The organism is Rhodococcus sp. 05-2255-1e (assembly GCF_002259025.1).
Lineage (GTDB): Bacteria > Actinomycetota > Actinomycetes > Mycobacteriales > Mycobacteriaceae > Rhodococcoides > Rhodococcoides fascians.
The window spans coordinates 442,196-461,666 of the sequence record NZ_NOZE01000033.1; the positions used below are offsets into that span (position 1 = coordinate 442,196).

Annotated in this window: 17 protein-coding genes; 5 read left to right on the forward strand and 12 right to left on the reverse strand. The window is 65.2% G+C overall.

Features of this window, described 5'->3' with window-relative positions:
* Positions 1-28: 28 nt before the first annotated feature.
* The 7 genes from CH262_RS21105 to CH262_RS21135 all read right to left on the reverse strand — a co-directional run bounded on the left by CH262_RS21105 (position 29) and on the right by CH262_RS21135 (position 7,850).
* Entirely contained in the window at positions 29-991 is a 963-nt protein-coding gene (locus CH262_RS21105; protein ID WP_027495624.1) for a glycosyltransferase family 2 protein, read from the reverse strand.
* Positions 988-1,839, reverse strand: coding sequence for a glycosyltransferase family 2 protein (locus tag CH262_RS21110; protein ID WP_373453795.1), 852 nt, complete (start codon positions 1,837-1,839; stop codon positions 988-990). The genes CH262_RS21105 and CH262_RS21110 overlap by 4 nt, the downstream gene beginning before the upstream one ends.
* A gap of 238 nt (positions 1,840-2,077) precedes the next feature.
* Positions 2,078-3,643: a lipopolysaccharide biosynthesis protein gene (locus CH262_RS21115; RefSeq protein WP_094718372.1), complete on the reverse strand. Its 1,566-nt coding sequence runs from the start codon at positions 3,641-3,643 to the stop codon at positions 2,078-2,080.
* On the reverse strand, positions 3,640-5,448 hold the full coding sequence (locus tag CH262_RS21120) for an alpha/beta hydrolase (protein WP_094718373.1): 1,809 nt from the start codon (positions 5,446-5,448) through the stop codon (positions 3,640-3,642). The genes CH262_RS21115 and CH262_RS21120 overlap by 4 nt, the downstream gene beginning before the upstream one ends.
* A 46-nt stretch (positions 5,449-5,494) precedes the next feature.
* Entirely contained in the window at positions 5,495-6,433 is a 939-nt protein-coding gene (locus CH262_RS21125; RefSeq protein ID WP_094718374.1) for an amino acid--[acyl-carrier-protein] ligase, read from the reverse strand.
* Complete coding sequence (locus CH262_RS21130) at positions 6,430-7,587, reverse strand: acyl-CoA dehydrogenase family protein (RefSeq protein WP_027495628.1); 1,158 nt, start codon at positions 7,585-7,587, stop codon at positions 6,430-6,432. The genes CH262_RS21125 and CH262_RS21130 overlap by 4 nt, the downstream gene beginning before the upstream one ends.
* 5 nt (positions 7,588-7,592) lie before the next feature.
* On the reverse strand, positions 7,593-7,850 hold the full coding sequence (locus tag CH262_RS21135) for an acyl carrier protein (protein ID WP_027495629.1): 258 nt from the start codon (positions 7,848-7,850) through the stop codon (positions 7,593-7,595).
* A gap of 276 nt (positions 7,851-8,126) precedes the next feature.
* Between CH262_RS21135 and CH262_RS21140 the strand changes: the two genes are divergently transcribed.
* Positions 8,127-9,482: a hypothetical protein gene (locus CH262_RS21140; RefSeq protein WP_143547148.1), complete on the forward strand. Its 1,356-nt coding sequence runs from the start codon at positions 8,127-8,129 to the stop codon at positions 9,480-9,482.
* Positions 9,483-9,580: 98 nt separating this feature from the next.
* Positions 9,581-11,458, forward strand: a complete 1,878-nt coding sequence (locus tag CH262_RS21145) for an Hsp70 family protein (RefSeq protein WP_094718457.1) — start codon at positions 9,581-9,583, stop codon at positions 11,456-11,458.
* Between the two features lie 6 nt (positions 11,459-11,464).
* Here the strand turns inward: CH262_RS21145 and CH262_RS21150 are convergent, their stop codons facing one another.
* Positions 11,465-11,989: an Lrp/AsnC family transcriptional regulator gene (locus CH262_RS21150; RefSeq protein ID WP_027495632.1), complete on the reverse strand. Its 525-nt coding sequence runs from the start codon at positions 11,987-11,989 to the stop codon at positions 11,465-11,467.
* A 112-nt stretch (positions 11,990-12,101) separates the two neighbouring features.
* On the opposite strand from CH262_RS21150, the gene ald reads away from it, so the two are divergent.
* The gene (gene ald, locus CH262_RS21155; RefSeq protein WP_094718376.1) at positions 12,102-13,181 is read left to right on the forward strand and encodes an alanine dehydrogenase; all 1,080 of its coding nucleotides are present in this window, start codon (positions 12,102-12,104) and stop codon (positions 13,179-13,181) included.
* A 75-nt stretch (positions 13,182-13,256) separates the two neighbouring features.
* Here ald and CH262_RS21160 read toward each other — a convergent pair whose 3' ends face one another.
* A complete protein-coding gene (locus tag CH262_RS21160) occupies positions 13,257-14,603 on the reverse strand; it encodes a YibE/F family protein (RefSeq protein ID WP_179275072.1) in 1,347 nt (448 codons plus the stop codon).
* A gap of 245 nt (positions 14,604-14,848) precedes the next feature.
* Positions 14,849-16,099, reverse strand: a complete 1,251-nt coding sequence (locus CH262_RS21165) for a pyridoxal phosphate-dependent aminotransferase (protein ID WP_027495635.1) — start codon at positions 16,097-16,099, stop codon at positions 14,849-14,851.
* A 105-nt stretch (positions 16,100-16,204) separates the two neighbouring features.
* On the opposite strand from CH262_RS21165, the gene CH262_RS21170 reads away from it, so the two are divergent.
* A complete protein-coding gene (locus tag CH262_RS21170) occupies positions 16,205-16,909 on the forward strand; it encodes an SOS response-associated peptidase (RefSeq protein WP_094718377.1) in 705 nt (234 codons plus the stop codon).
* Here CH262_RS21170 and CH262_RS21175 read toward each other — a convergent pair.
* A complete protein-coding gene (locus tag CH262_RS21175) occupies positions 16,906-17,142 on the reverse strand; it encodes a DUF3263 domain-containing protein (protein ID WP_027495637.1) in 237 nt (78 codons plus the stop codon). The genes CH262_RS21170 and CH262_RS21175 overlap by 4 nt on opposite strands.
* Positions 17,143-17,242: 100 nt before the next feature.
* On the opposite strand from CH262_RS21175, the gene CH262_RS21180 reads away from it, so the two are divergent.
* Positions 17,243-19,156 carry a dipeptidyl-peptidase 5 gene (locus CH262_RS21180; RefSeq protein ID WP_094718459.1) on the forward strand — a complete coding sequence of 638 codons (1,914 nt, stop codon included), beginning with the start codon at positions 17,243-17,245 and terminating at the stop codon, positions 19,154-19,156.
* Here the strand turns inward: CH262_RS21180 and CH262_RS21185 are convergent.
* Positions 19,149-19,418 carry a hypothetical protein gene (locus CH262_RS21185; RefSeq protein WP_027495639.1) on the reverse strand — a complete coding sequence of 90 codons (270 nt, stop codon included), beginning with the start codon at positions 19,416-19,418 and terminating at the stop codon, positions 19,149-19,151. The genes CH262_RS21180 and CH262_RS21185 overlap by 8 nt on opposite strands.
* Between the last annotated feature and the right edge of the window lie 53 nt (positions 19,419-19,471).

A 19,471-nucleotide genomic window follows, 5' to 3' on the forward strand; every position in this document is an offset into this window, starting at 1 on the left:
TGGGCTACGAAGTTCCGTGCACGTGCCGCTAGCGGCTCACACTGAATTTGCCTCGGACATAACCGACTCCCGCGGCCCCGACGCTGGCCACCACAGCCATCGCGCCCCACGCCCGCGCCGGGTTGCCGCGAGCAGCTGCGCTCGTCTCACGGCCGACGGCACGCGGGAGAACCTTGGCGGTGTACGCACGCTCGGACGACAGTGCGTCGCCCGCACCGATCAGGCGCGCGATCGCTGCCTTGGACACACCCTCGGCGTAGCTGCGTGTGATGAGGTAGCGGGGTCGCGTCCGATCGGCACTGACGGTGTGATCGACGACGATCGAGGGATCGAACACGATCTGCGCGTCGGGATGCGTCTGGCGCAGGCGAATACACAGTTCCGTCTCCTCGCACCCGAGCGGAACGCGTCCGATCCGGCCGATTCCGGAGACGAAGCCGCCGAGTTCGACGACCGGCGCGCGGCGGAAAGACATGTTCGCGCCCATGAGATTACGGACCTGAGCGGTTTCCGTCGGCTGCCCGCGGTAGGTGCACCCGACGACCCAATCGAGTTCGCCGGGTTCACCCACTACCTCGGCCGGTAAGAAGGCCGGACGCTTGTCCGGCCATACCGGGTATGCAGAGCCCCCAACGGCGTACACGGCATCATCCGAGTAATGGGACAGAATGGCGTCGAGCCATTCGGTCGTGCGTGGGGACGCGTCGTCGTCCAAGAAGACGACGATGTCACCCGTGGCGAGGTCGAGGGAGGTGTTCCGTGCCCCCGACAGTCCTCGTGGGTGGCTGTTCTCGACCACGTTCACGGTGTCGCTCAGCGGTAGGAATTCCGCTCGAGCGCGCTCGGCCAGCTGCTGATTGTGGTCGACGACGAGAATCAGCTCGTCGGCAGCGACGCTCTGATCGAGAACTGCACGCACGGCAGTGCACAGTTCGGACCATCGAGCCAACGTGTACGCGCAGATGACGACCGAGGAAGTCGGCAGACTCACGCCGTTCTCTCGCGTAGCTCGATGACCTCGCCGAACGACTCCATGACCTCGAACTCGAGGTCCATGTCGGTGCGGGCATCGATCGACTCACGCGACGGGCGAGCTATGTGCTTGCGGGAGATTCTGCGGGCGCGCATGCGCTCGGTCATCAAGGTGCGCAGCACCCGGAAGCCGTCGGAGAAGGTGCGTAGGTTGCTCTGGCCGTAGATGCGCGCCAACTCGACACTCGGCACTTCTTCGATCCGTACGGACGCCTCGGCGAAGCGGCAGTTGATGATGGTCTCGATCTCGAATCCGTCACCCCACAGCATCATTCCCTCGCTGCCCGGCTGATCGACCACGGGCAGATCCAGGACCGGCACCAGGTCTCGCCAGAAGGCGTTGTAGCCGTAGCAGAGATCCGAGAAGCGGGTGCCGAAGAGCGTGTTGGCCACCAGGTGCAGACCACCGTTGCCGGCGCGGCGCAGCGGCGTGATGTCGTGGCTGCCGCCGCCCTCGCAGAACCGGCTGCCCTTGGCGAAGTCGGCACCGGCGATCAGGGCATCGACGAACCGGGGGATCTCGGCCGCGTCGGCAGAGCCGTCCGCGTCGAACATGACGATGATGTCGCCGGTGGCGGCTTCGAAGCCGCAGGCGAGCGCGTTGCCCTTACCTTTGCGGGTCTGGCGGATCACGCGGATGTCGCTGCGAATCTCGCGTGCCGCATCGATGGTTCCATCGGTGGATCCGCCGTCGACAAGCACGAGCTCGTATTCGTGGGACAGCAACGGGAGGACATGGCGAAGGTTCGCAGCCTCGTTGAGAGTCGGGATGACGACACTGACGCGGGGATTCTGACGATTCAACATATCCATTCCAGATGTTCGAGTTCGGTGGGCACTAGCTGATCGAGCTACTGCAGCTGTATCTGACCGATGCGACACGACCCCCGCCGAGTTCGCACGTAGGTTTCGGCGGGATTGATCTACCCGTCGAACCCACTGTCTTTTCCTGACTAGAAGCTTAAAAGAAGCCATGAGATTGTCAAGCTGCATATAAACGTACTCGAAGAATGTTTGCGGTGCCAGCTAGCAAGAGTGATGTCGCTTACGCTCGTACGCGGTGCTCACGACCCGTCGCCTGCGACGTGGATTCGTCGCGCGGATCGAGAGCCGGCGCGGCATGCTCAGCGCCGGACAGGTCCCCGATCCACCTGATCAGGGGCACCAACAGAACCACGGCGCCGAAGGCTTCGGCCGCCAGATAAGACCAGCCGATGCCCGCGATGCCCAAGCTCGGTGACAGCGTCAACGACCCGGTGACGATGATGATGGTGGCCGCGATCTGGACGAGCACCGCAAGCCGCATACGACGACGGACCCTGGCCAGACCGTCGTACAGGGCCCCGACGACGGACAGCGGGATGGTCACGGCAGCGAGATGGACGATGATGGTCCCGTTCTCGCGGTAGTCGGGGCCGACGATACCGAGCCCGAACGGTGCGACGACCGCCAGAAAGAACGATCCGCCCACGGCGACGATGCACAGCAGGCCGATGAAGCGTTTGGCGAGCTTGGAGAACTGTTCGGGATGTGCAGCCGCCTCCGCCACGAAGGGGCCGACCAGTACCCCGATCAACACGTAGATGGCGCTCACGATCGACCAGGTGAGCGAGAAGTAGGCATTCTGCTCGGCACCGAGCGTGCTCACCACGATGATCGGGATCATCAGGGGTGCCAAGGTTCCCAGGGCAGTGATGCCGTACGCCGACCCGAAGTACGACCACAGCTCTTTACGGGGCGGCAGCTTCGGTGTGAGCTGGTATCGCGGATCGGTGCCGAGCTTCTTCCCGAACGCGCGAAACAGCACTATCGCCGCGATGGCCGCTGGTACCGCCCACGCCGCGATGATGGTGAAACTACGGCCGGTTTCGTACGTGACGGCCAGGACCGCCAACTTCACGACCGCGTGGAAGACATTCTTGGCCGCCGCCCACCGCGCAAAGCCCAGCCCGGACGACGTCTGATCCTGCAGCGCGAACACGGCCAGTACGCCGACGAAAATCGGGAACGTCGCGATCTCGGTCGTGGTGGTGAACAACTCGTCCACCGGTGCCACGACCAAGAACGCGCATCCCAGGACCAGCGCCAGCGACAGCACGGCAGCGTAGCCGCGAAGCACATAGGACTTGGCCTTCACGCCCGCGGTCGGCAGGAACCGCTCGTACATCGAGCCGAGGCTCAGGTTGGACAGCGTCGCGATCATCACCGCCGACGCGATCACCGCCGATGCACTGCCGACTTCTTCGACGGGGAACAGCCGGCCCGCCACGGCCCAGAAGGCCAGACCGAGCGCGCCGGTGGCAATGGTGGAGAACATCATCGCGAACGAGTTCAGTGCGAGATTGCGGCCGGCGGGCTTGGAGCCTGCAACCGCCGTGCCCGACGCCTCGGCCGCGGTGAACATCGGGTCCCCGTCGGGGATCGAATCGGCCGCAGACAGCTGTCCGGGGGGTTGCGACGCCGCGACCGCGAACTCGGGCGGCACCGCGTGAAAAGGCACGGTGCGGCTGTTGAAGCCCATGTCCCATCGGACCTGCTCGACGGGGTAGTAGGTGATCTTGTCGAGTCGGCCGTGATCGGGCGGGGGTACCCGGCGAGCGCGATGTTTCACAACGGCGTCCAGTTCACCTTCACAGGTGGGTCCTGCGGTTCGATGTGGACTCCGAGCGCAGCACCGATCGTCTGCAGCATCTCGGCCCTGACCGTGTCGCGAACATCGCGTCCGAAGAGGGTGTGATCTCCGTCCGTGAACGCCTTCACCACGGGTGGGTGCTCGGGCGCGGCCCGGCGGCGCAACCGATGCAGGCTCTCGGGGCCGCGGTTGTCGAGGAACCACTGCTTGTCGTCCGGGACGAGCAGCACGGACGCGTCGACTCCCTTGCGCTGCAGTTCTCCCAACGAGATTTCGGGAACCTGGATCCAGCCACGACGGCCGAGCGCGAGCCACAGTCGGTACGGCATCCGGGGTTGCGACCAGTTCTTGAAGCGAACGGCGGCCGTGTGTGCGCGGTCGAGTGCGACCGCGGTCAATCCCTGTTTCTGGGCGATCGTGGATCTCTTGGTGAAATCGACACGCCGCGTTGTCCATTCGCGCATATTGATCAGGATTGCGGTGTTCAGGCCCTCGCGGTGGGCGGCGTAACCGGCATACCACGCACCCGAGCACAGACCTGCCGAGACGATCTTGTTGGGCGCTGTCCCCACGGATCGAACGGCGCACAGTGCGTCGTCGTCGCCGAGTTCGCTGTAGAGCGTGGGTGCGTCGTCGGCACCGACGTCTCCACTTTCTCCCGTACCGCGACGGTCGAAACGGACCGAGGTGATGCCTGCCGTCGCGAGGGTGCGGGCCAACTCGACCCACAGCCGTACCGGTCCGACCCGGTGCTCGTACGCGGTGCCGTACATGACCACAGCAGGACCGCCGGCCGTCGTGGCCACCGCGGTGGTGCGGATGGAGAACAGCTCGTCGTCACCGAGCCGCTCGATGGTTTCGACGACGTCGCCCCGGGGAGTCGAGACCACGGCGGAACGTCGAATCGGAACGGTGACCGGCGTGGTCGTCGACGCGAACGTGGCCTGTACCCAGCGCGCGATCACGTCGATGTCCGGACGCGGAATGACCACGTCCCAGGCGGGTGGCTCGAGGAATGCGTTGTGATTGCGGAGTGTGTGCTCGTCCGCCTGCTGCGCGGACACGAGTCTGCGAACAGGAGTGGCGTCGGCACGTTCGCTGCGGGTGGCAACCAGTACCGGGCAGTCGAGCCGTTCCAGCTTCGAGGAATCCAAGTTCGAGAATTCGGCGGCCACTCCGGCATGCAGGACTGCGCCGACGATGGACACTCGCGGGTCCGACTCGTCGTCTCGCGCAACGGTCATCGAATACAGGGCGCGCTGTTCCCGAAGATACGAGCGGCCACTGACGACCGGATCCCAGAACACCATTCCCGTCAGGGGACCGCACCGATCCGCCACGGATGCGGCGAGCAGCGAGCCGGCTCGCAGACCCACGACCGCAACATCGCGAACACCGCACTGCCGAACGAAATCGACCGCCGTGACGACGCTGCGTTGCCACTGCTCGACGATGCCGTCGTCGTCCTGTGCACCGGAGGAGTCGCCCGTTCCCGGATAGTCGAAGCGCAGTACGAGCAGGCCTCGAGCACAGAGGCGCTGGGCCAGGAGGACCAGACCGCGGTACGAGTCGACCTGCTCCTTGCCGAGCGGCGGTGCCAGTACGACGGCACCGCGGGCAACCGATCCCTCGGGAACGTGCACGGCACCGAGCAGCGGCGATGCTGCCGACCCGAACCAGGTGGACTGTCTGCCCGGGACGCCTGCCTCGGTGATCAGTAGCTGTTCCAGCTCGTCGGTATGGTTGTCGGCGGACTCGGATGTCGCCGTATTCGTGGTGTTCACAGCGCGCTCCGATCGCTGGTAGGGATATCGACGTCGGCTACCGACGTCACGAACGAAGCGACCTCGGCCACTTGTTGCGGTCGATACCGTGGGTCCGCAGCAGCGCCAGCGCAATACGTTCCATGCCGAAGCCGACGCACGCACTGTGTGCAGGTTCGCCGTCGGCGGTGCTGATGTCGAAGGTGTGGCCGAAGTGATCGCGATGGCAGTTGCACGAGACCACGGCCGTGCCGTCGTCCAGGTCTCCGTACAGCCGCACGACCAACTCGGTCTTGAGGTTCTCGTTGCGTTGATTGGCCGCGAGCATGCGACCTGCCCGACCGAAGAACGGATCGTTGGCGATCACCGCTTCCGCCTCGAGTCCCAGATCGGCCAGTACCTCCAGGCCGCGCTGCACCCACCTCTCCCGGTGGGCGACGGCGTCGTCCGGAGTGCCGACCCGCACGATCTCGTGCATGCGGAAGGCCTGCATGCGAGCAGGGTCGACGGCAGGCTCGTGCCGAAAGCAGTACCCGTAGATGTCGTACGTCGTCCCGCCGGACGGGAGTACGGACGGCAACATCGAGTACGACGGGTGACATGCCGCGGACACCAGCATCGTCCCGGCCGACTCGAGGTGGTGATCCCAGTCCCTGCCCTCGGAGCGATCGGCGAGCAGCGCGGCATGGGCCTTGTTGTCGCCGTCGAACGTGTTGATGGCACCGGTGAGATTGGGGAACGACGCGATGTAGTCGGTCTTCTCGAACGCTTCCCGCGGGAAGACCGGCGGGAATCGGAACCTGGGCACAGCCGTTCCGTGTTCCGACGCGCTCGCGGCCACGACCCGACGGTCGATCGATTCGATGATGTCCTCGAACTCGCCGGACCGGCCGTACAGACCGAGCACCGACGACGGGATCAGCAGGCCGGCGTCGACGAGCTCTTGCCTGAATTCGCTTCGTGCCGAATCCAGTTCGGAGGTCTTGTCCTGTGTCTGGGTCATCATTTGCCTTTGTAGAGAAGCGCGAGTTGAGAGTTGTGCGCGAGGATGCGTTCGTTGCTGACCATGATCGCCGAGCCGTGCGCGTCGCGGAGGTGCCGTCCGATGCTGAAGTCGCCGTCTTCTCGATACCCGGAGATGCCGCAGATCTGCATCGCCTTGCCGACGATGTCGATGACGAGAGTCGACGCTGTCACCTTGACGTTGTTGATCTTGACGGCGAAACCGATGGAACCGAGCTCCTCGGGGGAATCTGCGATGGCCTCGAACTTCGCCGCTGCGCCGAACACGGTGTCGACGAGTTGTTCGTGGGCCACGAACAACTCGGCCAGCCGCAGGGCGGAGGGAGGAGTGACGCCGGGGCTCTTGCTCGCCGCCTTGCGGACGAACTTACGGGACTTGGACACGGCTGCGTCGGCGATGCCGAGCCAGGCCGAGGCCCACAGCACATGGGCCACCGGAAGCATTGTCTGCGAGGAGATCTCGCCGTAGTTGTCGCGCAGAATGCTCGAGCGGTCGGCAACGGCGTCGAGCTGGAAGCCCGGGCTGCAGGTGCCACGAAACCCGAGAGTGTCCCAGTTGCTGGTGCGTTCGAGGGTGACGTCGGGCTTCTGGCACACCACCAGAACCTGATCGCTCGGCGGGCTGTCCACCGTGCGCCGCGCCGTCGCGAGAACGATCTCGGCGTATTCGCCGTACGAAATCACCGGTGCGGTCTTGGCCAGGTGGATGCGGTCTCCGTCGTACTCGACCGCGCAGCTGCTCGAACGCACGTCGCCGCCGATGTTGATCTCCGTCGTCGCCGACGCGACGAGCGGTTGGTCGGCTGCGATGCGGCGCAGCAACGCGTCGGATGTGGGGGTGCCGCCGTGCCTGACGATGCTCAGGATCTGAGACTGGTGCATGACGAAAATCATTGCCGTCGATGCACATTCGGCACCGAGATCGCGTGCGACCCGGGCGAGCTCGGTGAGGGACAGGCCACCGCCGCCGAGCGCCGTCGGTATCGCGGCGGCGAACAGATTTGCCGAGCGCAGAGCGTCGACGGACTCGGCGGGAAACCTGCCCTCGCGGTCGACCTCGGCCGCGAACGTGCGGAGGGTCTTGAGGACGTCGGTGAGGGGCAGTTGCGCGGGGCGACTGTCGGACGAGACCGTCATGGTCGTCAGCCTGCGAGTTGTGCGACAGCAGCTGCGATCGCGTCGATGCTCGCGAACGTGGACTTCTGCAGCATCGAGTCCGGGAATTCGATGTCGAATTCGTCCTCGAGGCCGATCATCACGTTGACACTCGCGTGCGAGGTCAAGCCACTGTCGTAGAGGTCGGAAGCAGAGTCGATGTCCGACGCGGCGACCGGCATCTTGCCGAGCTTGTCCAGCACGTCCCGAATGCGTGCGTCGAACTGCGTACTGAGTGTTTCCATCGTAACGGACCTCCACCGATCGCTTGGGTGCGAGACCGGGCGGCCTCGCAAGTCGTACGGGCCGACGGAAAATATTTCGACCCGCAGTCTCCCCAGACCCGGGTAAACAATATCTCAGATTGTTTGAAGCCGATACCGCATACCGAGTGCAAGTTTCGTGACCTACGTCCCGCATGTCGGTTTTCGGCCCGTTTGCTCGTTTCGGCCACACCGAGCGTGCGTACGATAGGTTCCGATCGTCTGTTCATACGGCAAGCAATCGAAGGACAACACTCGATGGGACCAGTCTGCGGCGTGGCCGTGGAGTCGGACGCCCTGCGCATCGCCTACACCGATGGTGACCGCCGCGTCGTCGAGTCCGTCGATCTCGAGCTCACCGATCCGGACCGTGCGATGCACGACCTGTCCGATCGAATCGGAGCGCGCGGCCCCTTCGACTCCGTCGTCATCACCGGGCGCGAGGCTCGCACCCTGCGCTACACGGATTTCCCGACGTCGGCAGGCCTGGCTGCATCCGTCGAGACGGTCGACGAGCACGACGCGCTGCTCGCGTTCGTGCGTTCGCTCGACACCCTCGCCGACGCGACGACCGTGCTGGTGCTCGACCTCGGCAGACGCGGAACGTCGGCCTTGGTCGTGAACACCGCCGAAGAAACCGTCGAATGGCACGACCGAACGGAGTCGTTCGGCGGCGAACGCCTCGACGACGTGGTGCAGAGCCTGGTGATGACGAAGGGGATCCTGCCGGAACCGGAAGGGCCCGAGGGTGTCGCGTCCTATCGCACGTTCTTCCGAGAGCTTCGGGAGCTACTGACCACGTCGGCCGGTGTGCGCGCACCCAACAACGGCCCGATGATCCTCGAACGCGACGAGTTCGAGGCGGTCGCCACCCCACTGATCGACGACATGATCGAGTGGGTCGGTCCCCGGACCCCCGACGCGATCGTGTTGCTGGGAGGAGTGGCCAACAGCCCCCTCGTCCAGCGGCGGGTTCGCGCCACCTGGCCGGTGCCGCTCACCGTCCACGACTCGGTGTCGCCGGTTGCCGAGGGCGCGCTGATCCGGGCTGAAATCGGCTCGAAACAGGTCCCCGATCCGGTAGTGGAACCCTCGCCTGTAACGGAGGTAGTGGAATCGGAGTCGCCGTCCGAGGTCGAGTCGACGACGCAACCCGAAGCGGAACCGGAACTCGCTCGGGAAGACCCATCGCCACACAAAGCCCGTGGTGTCGGTCCCCGCGGGGTCGCTGCGATTCCGTTGTCGTACCTGTCGACTCTCTCGGACCGGCAGTGGACTCGGCAGGCGGTACTCAAGATCGGTGCCGTGGCGGTGTCGGTCGGAGTCGTGGTTGTTGCGCTGATGTTCGCGCTCTTCGCCGATTTCGACAATGCCCCCAGATCCGTGATCAATACCGACCCCGGTTTCGAGGCGACTCTCGCCGAGATCGCACCCCCGGTCACCGACACACCTCCACCCGACCAACCGGCTGCGGCGGGACCGACCACACTGACGTACGAGCAGCTCTACGTCGAGCAATATTCGTACACCGGTGAGATGTACCAGCCTCCCGGCGAGGCGTCCGACATCGGTTTCGGCTTCACCGACACCGAAGCCGAACAAGCAGGCCCGTAGGCACCCTTCAGTGCAGCTCGCCGCGAGACGGTACCGTGTGCGGGTGGACTCCGATGGGGCGTTCACCGAAACCGCCGAACGAAGTGAGGCCGACGATCGTGACTGTGCTGCTTGGGGTGTCCATGGGGACCCGAGCCGTGCGCACGGCGCAGCCCAGAGCCGACCAGTTCGGAGCCTCCGGCGACACCTCGTCCGCCCTGGTCACCGACGTCGAGAGGCCACTGTTCTTTCGCAACGAACTGATCGACAGTGCCACCGGGGACCTCCCGCACCTGGCCGCCGAATCGATCGGTGCCGCTGCCGAGGTCGAACCCGAACTGTCCACCGGCATCGCCTACCGGGATCCGCGTCAGGCCGATGCACTGCGCGCCGCCTTCGCCGGTGCTCACCTGAACAACTACCACCTGGTCCCCGAGGTCGAGGCCGTCATCGAATACCTCGCCGTCACCGGTGAGGCGCGAGGTGCCGGCTCTGTCGCCCTGTTCGACCTCGGTAGTTCGGGATTGACGGTCAGCGTCGTCGACCTGACGGCGCGCACGGTGACGGCATCTCAGCGCTCCGGCTCCTACAGCGGTGATCTGGTCGACGCCTACGTGCGCAACAATCAGCTCCAGCGCCTCGGCAAGCCGGCGACCGACCCCGACATTGCGCTGTTCGAGAAGCGCTGCCGCATCGCCAAGGAACGCCTGTCCACCCAGGACGCCGTGTGCCTGCCCGACGCGAGCGGGATGATCCTGCTGTCTCGGGAGAATTTCGAACTGCTGATCACAGACCTGCTCGACGAGGCGATCGAGTTCGCCCGCGAGGTCATGATCGGTGCCAACGTGCCGATCGACGCGGTCGTGTTGATCGGTGGTGGTGCCCGCATGCCCATCGTCCAGCAGCGTGTGGGCCCACTGCTCGAACTGCCCTCCATCGTCCCGACCGAGCCCGAGACGGTGGCCGCACGCGGAGCAGCACTGGCCGCGCGGCCGAATTCGCGCACCAGAACCGCTCCGGACCGTACTGCGCGCGACGCGCAGGCAAGCGTGCCGAGACGTCGACACACGGACAGCGCCGCTGTTGTCCCGCCGGCTCCGGTGGCACCGCCGGTGCCTGTGGTGCCACCTGCGCCCGAGCCGATGATGCCCGCGCGTTCGCAGTCGCAGCATGCCGCACCGCCGGTGGCGACGCCGAGCTCGACTCGTCCCGTGCCCGCACGTCCGTGGATCGCTGCCGCATCGGTTACCGAATCTGCTTCTGCAGCAACCGGTTTCGAATCCTCGAAATTCGCCGACGCGCCCGCCGATATTCCTGAGTCGTCCACCGCGGATGCTGAGCCTTCGCCGGAATCGACTGCGGTGCACGAGATTTCCGAGAACGGCGTGGCTGAAGTCTCTGCTGTCGCCGTGGAAGCGCCTGCGGTACAGCCGGTGTCGCATACGTCCGCCACCGATGCTGCCACTGATGCCGCCGTGGACACCGTCGAGGACGGTAAGCCCGTTCCGTTCCAGCTGAAGAACATTTACTGGCTCGACGCCGATTACGACGACGACGACGGTGAAGACGATCGCACTCGCGCACGGCGCAGGCTGCGGACCGGCGGAGTGCTCGCGTTCTGCGCGGCAGCGGTGGTCGCCGTGTCCGGCTTCATGTTCACCCACCAGAACTCTCCGCAGGTAGTGGACACCTCGGTCAGTCGCGACCAAACCGATACTCCGGTGGTCACGACGGTGCCGACGACGACGCCTGCTCCCGTTCTGTTGCCGCCACCGCCTGCGCCGGAACCGACCACCACTGTCGAGCCGACGACCGAGCAGCCGGAAACCACGTGGGAACAGCCGGTCACGACCACCGAGACCACGACGGTCGAGCCGCCGCCGGCACCGGTCGAGTCCGTTCCGCCCGTCACGACGCAGCAGCCGCCGCCGCTGATTCCGGGCTTCCCGGACTTCACGTTGCCGGGCTTCCCCCCGATCGTGCCGCCGGCACCCTGATCGGTTCTATTTGTCCGCGTTCGTGTTTCGCGGCCTGATGTGCTCGAAGATCAAGATGGTCTCGGTCGCTGCGACGGCAGGGTCGGCACTGAGATTCTCGACGACGAAATCGCGCAGGGTGGCCGTGTCGACCGTCGCCACATGCACCAGGAAGTCGTCGGCCCCGGCAATGAAGTAGATGTTCAGCGTCTCCTTTCGGGACGCGATCTTCGAACCGAATTCGCTGATCCGCCGTCGAGCATCCGCTTGCAGCCGAACCGAGATCATGGCCTGAATGCCCTGCCCGAGGGCCTCGGGGTCGATGTCGGCGTGGAAGCCGCGGATGACGCCGCGTTCGACAAGCGCCCGAACTCGGGTCAGGGCCGTGGACGGCGCGATCCCTGCTGCGGCCGCCAGCGCATTGTTCGGTGTGCGTGCGTCTCGACGCAGTTCGTCGAGCAGAATGTGGTCGATTCGGTCCAGGGCGACGGACCGAACATCATTCGATCGAGCCCCCTCATCGACCGGCTGAAATGAACTATCTGCATCCATGGCCCGAGGATACAGAATTTTGTTCACATCCATTGCAGCAATTCCGCACATAATTCATAGTTGGCGTACCCACGGAGCGTCGCTTCGGTCACCGCCACTGCAGGAGGACGTCATGAAAATCGGAATTCCACGCGAGATCAAGAACCACGAATACCGGGTGGCCATCACCCCGGCAGGCGTGCACGAACTTGTCTCGCGAGGACACGAAGTGATCATCGAAACCGAAGCCGGCGCCGGTTCGTCGTTCACCGATACCGATTACAAAGCCGCAGGCGCGCAAATTTTCACCGACGCGGTTGCCGTCTGGGACGCGGCCGATCTGCTGCTCAAGGTCAAAGAACCCATCGCCGAGGAGTATTCACGCCTGCGCAAGGGTCAGGTGCTGTTCACCTACCTGCATCTTGCGGCGTCCAAGGCCTGCACCGACGCGTTGCTGGCGTCGGGCACCACGTCCATTGCCTACGAAACCGTCACTGCCGCAGACGGATCGCTGCCACTGCTCGCGCCGATGAGCGAAGTTGCCGGCCGTCTGGCACCGCAGGCCGGTGCCTACCACTTGATGTCGAGTGAAGGTGGCCGCGGCGTACTGATGGGCGTACCGGGAGTGCGTCCGGCCAACGTCGTCGTGATCGGAGCCGGCGTCTCCGGAAAGAACGCCACCGCAATCGCTTTCGGCATGCACGCCGACGTCACCGTACTGGATCTCGATGTCCGAGCGCTGCGCGCGATCGACGATCAGTACCGCGGTGCCGTCAAGACAGTGGTGTCGAACGCATACGAACTCGAACAGGCCGTGCTGGCTGCCGATCTGGTCATCGGAGCCGTACTCGTCCCCGGAGCGAAAGCGCCGAAGCTCGTGTCGAACAGCCTGGTTCAGCGCATGAAGCCGGGATCGGTTCTGGTCGACATCGCCATCGATCAGGGCGGCTGCTTCGAGGACTCGGTGGCCACCACCCACGCCGATCCCACCTACAAGGTGCACGAATCCGTTTTCTACTGCGTGGCCAACATGCCCGGAGCCGTGCCCCGTACCTCGACGTACGCGCTCACCAATGCCACCCTGCCCTACGTGGTTGCCCTGGCCGACAAGGGTTGGGAAGCCGCCTGCGCCGCGGACCCCGGTCTGAAAGCGGGCCTGAGCACCCATGAGGGTGAGCTGCTGTCCGCGACCGTTGCGGCGGCGTTCGCCTGACCGAGCGGCTTCGCCGCACGTGCACGAAAGATCGGTGCCTGCTACGAGTTTCCACTCACGTGCGGCGAAGCCGCTCTACGCGCTGTGGCGGCCCGAGCCCCGCGATCGTGTGGGCTTGGCCTGCCGCGGCGAAGAGGGCATCCGCGACGAGGTGAGCGGCCGGGCCAGCAGGACGGCGATGGCAGTGGTGAGCGGTACCGACAGGGCCAGCGCGACGCCACCGACGGACGACCGCACGATTTCGATCGCCACCGCGTCGCCGGTCAACACGTCTTGGATCGACCGGTCGGCGACGCTGAAGAGCAGTAGCAGCGGCAGCGCACCACCGGCGTACGCGAGTACCAGGGTGTAGACGGTACTGGCGATGTGATCGCGCCCCACCCGCATCGCGGCGGTGAAGATCTCGCGCCGCGACGCCGTCTCGTCCACCGATGCCAACTCGAAGGCCGCCGAGGCCTGGGTGATCGTCACGTCGTTGAGCACACCGAGCGAGCCGATGATGAAGCCGGCCAACAGCAGACCGGTGACGCTGACATTGCCGATGTACGTCTGCACCGCGGTGTTCTGTTCCTCCGACAACCCGGTGAGGTGCGTCATCCGAATCGCGACGTAGGACAGCACTGCGGCCACGCCCATCGAGGTCAGCGTGCCCAGTAGTGCCGAGCTGGTGCGCAGATTCACGCCGTGCGCCAGATACAGCACGGCGTAGAGAATGATCGCGCCGGCGACCAGCGCGACCGGAATGGCCGGAGCGCCGTCGAGCAGCGCGGGCAGCATGAACACCACGAGGACGGCGAACGCGATGAGCAGGCCCACCAGCGCGCGGAATCCTCGCCAGCGGGCCACGACGCAGATGACCACGGCGAACACGCCGACGATCAACCCGAGCGGAAGCCCGCGGGAATAGTCGTTGAAGGAGTATCGGACTCCACCGGAGGGGTCTGTCTGCAGAACCAGCCGGATGTCCTCACCGGCGCTCAGAGTCGGTTGGCCGGGACCCGGCGCGATCTCGAGTACCGTCCTTTTGCCTGCGTCCTCACCGGTGGTGATGTCGACGATGCTGCGCTGACATTCGTACGAGTCGTTGACCGCAGGGGTCGGGTTGCCGGTGAATGCTCGACCTGCGTCGGGACTCCCGCAGGGCCCGATGCTCTGCGAGGTGATGGTGCCCGCCTCGGTGGACACTGCACCGCCACCCGAGGTCTGGAACGGCAGCGGGATGTCGATGCTCTGTTTGCTGGGCCAGAGCGCGAAGGCCCCGGCGATGACGGCTATGGCAATAGCGATCAGCAATCCGACGACGACCTTGGCTGCCACCGGTCCCAACGGCACGGGGGAGTCGCTGTGGCCGTGACCGTGACCCACATGAGAAGTGGAGCCCGGCGAGATGCCGTTCGAGGGTTGCGTGCCGTGTGGTTCCACGGTGCAAGGCTAGTACGGGGCCGGATCGTTACCGGCCGGGTACTCGGCCGATGCGAGGAGCTCGGTGGCGGGGAGCAGGGGGGGCGTCCCCCGCCACCACCTGATCGCCCCGGGGGGGATGGGTACGACCAGGGCTCGCGGGCACCGAAGTGCCGTCCGCCAATGTACAGATGATTCGCGGCGGAGGCGGGATCGCCCCGGTGTTTTGTCCATCACTTTCAACTACTTATCGGTAACTTCGAGCCTCACTGTTTGTACGAGGACAGGAAGTTGCCGAACCTCTCGATCGCGACGGCCAGATCGCGGGCCCACGGCAGCGTCACGATCCGCACGTGATCGTGCCCGGGCCAGTTGAATCCGGTGCCCTGAACAACCAGGATCTTCTCCTGCAGCAGCAGGTCCTGTACGAGCTTCTCGTCGTCGTAGATCTCGTGCACCTCGGGATCGAGTCGCGGGAATGCGTACAGCGCACCGCGCGGCTTGACGCACGAGACCCCATGAATGGCGTTGAGCTTCTCCCACGCGACATCGCGCTGCTCGAGCAGCCGTCCTCCGGGCAGGATCAGATCCTCGATGCTCTGATACCCACCCAGAGCAACCTGAATGGCGTGCTGGGCAGGCACATTGGGACACAGACGCGTCGACGCGAGCAGGTCGATACCTTCGATGAACCCCGCGGCGTGCTTCTTCGGGCCGGTGATCGCGAGCCATCCGGCACGGTAGCCGGCCACGCGATACGCCTTGGACAGACCGTTGTACGTCAGGCACAGCAGATCCGGAGCCAGGCTCGCCAGCGAGGTGTGCTCGGCGTCGTCGTAGAGAATCCGGTCGTAGATCTCGTCGGCGAGCAACAGCAGCTGATGCTTGCGCGCCAGATCGACGATGCCCTGCAGGACCTCCTTGGAGTACACCGCACCCGTCGGATTGTTGGGATTGATCACCAGCAGCGCGACGGTCTTCGGAGTGATCTTCGACTCGATGTCGGCGAGATCGGGATTCCACCCGTTCTCCTCGTCGCACATGTAGTGCACCGCCTTGCCGCCGGACAGCGTCGTCATCGCCGTCCACAGCGGGTAGTCCGGGGCCGGGATCAAGACCTCGTCGCCGTCGTCCAACAGCGCTTGCATCGTCATCGTGATGAGCTCGGAGACGCCGTTACCGAGGTAGATGTCGTCGACGTCCAGATCGGGGAAGCCCGGTTCGAGCTCGTAGCGCGTCACGATGGCACGTCGAGCCGACAGGATTCCCTTCGACTCCGAGTAGCCCTGAGCCACCGGTAGCGCCGCGATCATGTCTCGCACGATCACGTCCGGCGCCTCGAAGCCGAACGGGGCCGGATTGCCGATGTTGAGCTTCAGGATGCGATGGCCCTCGGCCTCGAGCCGGGCCGCATGCGCGTGTACCGGTCCGCGGATCTCGTACAGCACGTTCTGCAGCTTGGTCGACTGCTGCAACGTGCGATAACGCGGCTGTGGGTGGATCTGCGGAGTGCTCACCCATCACATCGTGCCAGGTGAGTGCCGTGGGAATCCACGAGGTTGTCGTTCGGGCACCGCTGTTTCACTGGGCCGTGTCGGTGGCAGGTGGAACAATCTCGTTCCATGTGCGGACGGTATGCCAGTACCCGGAGTGACAGCGACCTGCAGGCGGTCTTCGAGATCGCCGAGACAGTGGGCGACGAGGTGCCGCCGTCGTACAACGTCGCCCCGACCCAGACCATCAGGACGGTGCTCGAACGCGCGCCCAAGGACGAACCCGAGTCCGACGCCGTGCGCCAATTGCGTTCGGTGCGATGGGGATTGATTCCGTCGTGGGCGAAGGACGCGAAGATCGGGTCCCGGCTCATCAACGCCAGGTCCGAAACGATCACCGAGAAGCCGTCGTTCAAGAAGGCCGCAAGCCGTCGGCGCTGCATCATTCCGGCCGACGGGTACTACGAGTGGGAAAAGCGCGACGGTGCCAAAGTGCCGTACTTCCTGCACGAGCAGGGCGTGCTGGCGATGGCGGGTCTGTACGAACTGTGGCGAGACCCCACCAAGGCCGACGACGACGAGGACCGCTGGGTCTGGTCGGCCACCGTGCTCACCTCGCCTGCTGCGGACGCCCTCGGGCACATCCACGATCGATCACCGGTTGTGCTGCCCCCCGATCTGCGGGCGAGTTGGCTGGATCCGACGCTCACGGACCTGAGCGAGGTGTCCGAGCTGCTGGCCGCGATACCGGAGCCACGGCTCGAGCCCTACGAGGTGAGTACCGCGGTGAACAGTGTGAAGAACAACAGCCCCGAGCTGCTGACTCCGGTCTAGCCCTGACCGTCGGTGCGGTGCCGGCAGATATCGAGCATCGCGGCTCGCTCGCTCGCAGTGAGGTCGTCGGCCACCGGGGATTCGAGGATGCGCTCTAGTCGCCGGAAGTAGGTGGACGCATCTACCCCGAACGCCACATAGATGTCCTCGGCACTGCCGCCGCCGTACCCGTGCCAGGTACGACCGAACGTCAGAATCTCGTGGTCGACGGAGTGGGTGGTGGTCCGGCGCATGATCTCTCCCTCGTGCTGCGTCCCACCATCATCTGTGTCGCGGTTGAAGGTGCGATGAACAGCGCGTTACGTGCGTGTGGAGTTCACTAGGGTGGAGCAGGTGACCGCTCTCGCGTACGGATCCTGGCCCTCGCCCATCACCGCAGCCGACCTGTCGTCGGCCGGCCACCCCGTCGAGGGTGGACGATTCGTCGGACACGAGATCTGGTGGTCCGAGGTGCGGCCCACCGAACAGGGCCGAACCGCGATCTGCCGCCACGTCGACGGACAGGTCGAGGCAATCCTGCCGGCACCGTTCAATGCTCGTACCCGCGTTCACGAATACGGCGGCGGCGCATGGACGGCAACGCCGAACGGGGATCTGGTGTTCGCCGAATTCTCCGATCAGCGCATCTACCGACTCACCCCCGGCGACGCACCACTACCGCTCACCCCGGCCCCGGCTGTGGCGTCGAGCATTCGGTACGGGGAGCTGTCGGTGGTCGGTACCGACGTGATCGCCGTCCGCGAGACGCACGACGCCGGAGCTGTCACCCGAGACATCGTCGCGATCGACCTCGGCGGCGGCGGAGTGCGCTCACTGGTCTCGGGATCGAATTTCCTTGCCTACCCCAGGCTTTCACCCGACGGCAGCCGCATCGCGTGGATCGCCTGGAACCATCCGCAGATGCCCTGGGACGGAACAGAACTGCGGGTCGCATCGCTGGCGGATCCGTCGTCGTGGACTGTATTGGCGGGTTCGACCGAGGAATCGGTGTTGCAGCCGGAATGGATCGACGACAAGTCGCTGTACGTCATCAGCGACCGAAGTGGTTGGTGGAACCTGCATTCGGTCACGCTGGACGGCGCAGCGACGCCGGTGTCTACCCTCGATGCAGACTTCGGTGCCCCGCTCTGGCAACTCGGAGCCCGCTGGTACGACGTTCTCGACGACGGCACGCTGCTGACCGTTCGCACCGTCGGGACCGATACGCTCGCCGTTCTCGACCCCGCCACCGGCACCCTCGACGACATCGAACTCGACGGAGTGACATCGGTGGGGCTCGGGGGACGGCTCGGATCGACGGTTCTGCTCCGAGGCGGCGGTGCGCAGGTGCCGTCGGGACTGTTCGCAGTCGACCTGGCCACCCACGAATTACGCAGTGTGCGTTCGAGTTTCGAATCGATACCGGATGTCGAATACCTGCCCGCGGGGCGTCAGGTCACCTTCCAAGGACCGGATCGCGAAGTGCATGCCATCGCGTACGCACCACGTAACCCGTCCTACGAGGGGTTGGACGGCGAACTACCGCCGTACGTCGCGTTCGTGCACGGCGGTCCGACGGCTCACGTGGCACCGGCGTTGAACCCGGTGTTCGCGTATTTCACCAGCCGCGGCATCGGCGTCGTCGATGTGAACTACGGCGGATCCAGTGGGTACGGGCGCGAATACCGTAACCGGTTGCGTGGACAGTGGGGCGTGGTCGACGTCGAAGACACCATCGCCGCAGTTCGCGGCTTGGCCGACGCCGGCCTCGCCGACCCGAACCGGCTGGCCATCGAAGGTGGTTCGGCAGGTGGCTGGACGGTATTGGCCGCGCTCACATCGTCCGACGTATTCGCCTGCGGTGCCTCGTACTTCGGCGTCGCCGAACTGGAGATGTTCGTCGCCGAGACGCACGATTTCGAGTCCCGCTACATCGACGGGCTCATCGGGCCGCTACCCGAGGCCCTCGATCTGTATCGCACCCGCGCGCCGGTGAACAACGTCGACGGACTCTCGTGCCCGGTACTGCTGCTGCAGGGTCTCGACGATCCCATCGTGCCGCCCTCGCAGGCCGAGCGATTCCGAGACGCCATGGTGGAGAAGGGGATACCGCACGCCTACCTCACGTACGCCGGTGAGTCCCACGGATTCCGCAAACTCGAAACACAGGTGAACGCCCGAGAATCGGAGCTGTCGTTCTACGGGCAGGTCATGGGATTCACCCCACCCGGAATCCCCGAACTGGAGCTGTGGCGACCGTCTAGCTGAGTGGTGGGTGTGCGCGCTTCGCCTCGAGAAATTCGAGCAGCGCGCTGGGGATCGCGCAGTACTTGCTGTTGCCGACGGACAGTTTGCTGCCCGCCTCGAACGCCGCCTTCGACGGGCCGTTGTGCTCGATCACCAATGCACAGAGGCGTTCGTCGGTGCGGCCGGATTCGCAGCACTTCTCGACATGCGCTCGATCGTCGGGCGAGAGCGCCGTCCACCACTCGTCGTAGCGGCGAAAGAGCTTGTCCGCGTCGTCGGTCATGCCTGCTCCTACTTCTTCGGGTATGCAGTTCGGTTCCGACCATACTCACGATG

Bases quoted from the DNA above. Each gene is read 5' to 3' on its own strand.
- CH262_RS21110 (WP_373453795.1), bottom strand. From the start codon at position 1,839: ATGTTGAATCGTCAGAATCCCCGCGTCAGTGTCGTCATCCCGACTCTC.
- CH262_RS21125 (WP_094718374.1), bottom strand. From the start codon at position 6,433: ATGATGACCCAGACACAGGACAAGACCTCCGAACTGGATTCGGCACGA.
- CH262_RS21130 (WP_027495628.1), bottom strand. From the start codon at position 7,587: ATGACGGTCTCGTCCGACAGTCGCCCCGCGCAACTGCCCCTCACCGAC.
- CH262_RS21135 (WP_027495629.1), bottom strand. From the start codon at position 7,850: ATGGAAACACTCAGTACGCAGTTCGACGCACGCATTCGGGACGTGCTG.
- CH262_RS21140 (WP_143547148.1), top strand. From the start codon at position 8,127: ATGGGACCAGTCTGCGGCGTGGCCGTGGAGTCGGACGCCCTGCGCATC.
- CH262_RS21150 (WP_027495632.1), bottom strand. From the start codon at position 11,989: ATGGATGCAGATAGTTCATTTCAGCCGGTCGATGAGGGGGCTCGATCG.
- ald (WP_094718376.1), top strand. From the start codon at position 12,102: ATGAAAATCGGAATTCCACGCGAGATCAAGAACCACGAATACCGGGTG.
- CH262_RS21170 (WP_094718377.1), top strand. From the start codon at position 16,205: ATGTGCGGACGGTATGCCAGTACCCGGAGTGACAGCGACCTGCAGGCG.
- CH262_RS21175 (WP_027495637.1), bottom strand. From the start codon at position 17,142: ATGCGCCGGACCACCACCCACTCCGTCGACCACGAGATTCTGACGTTC.
- CH262_RS21185 (WP_027495639.1), bottom strand. From the start codon at position 19,418: ATGACCGACGACGCGGACAAGCTCTTTCGCCGCTACGACGAGTGGTGG.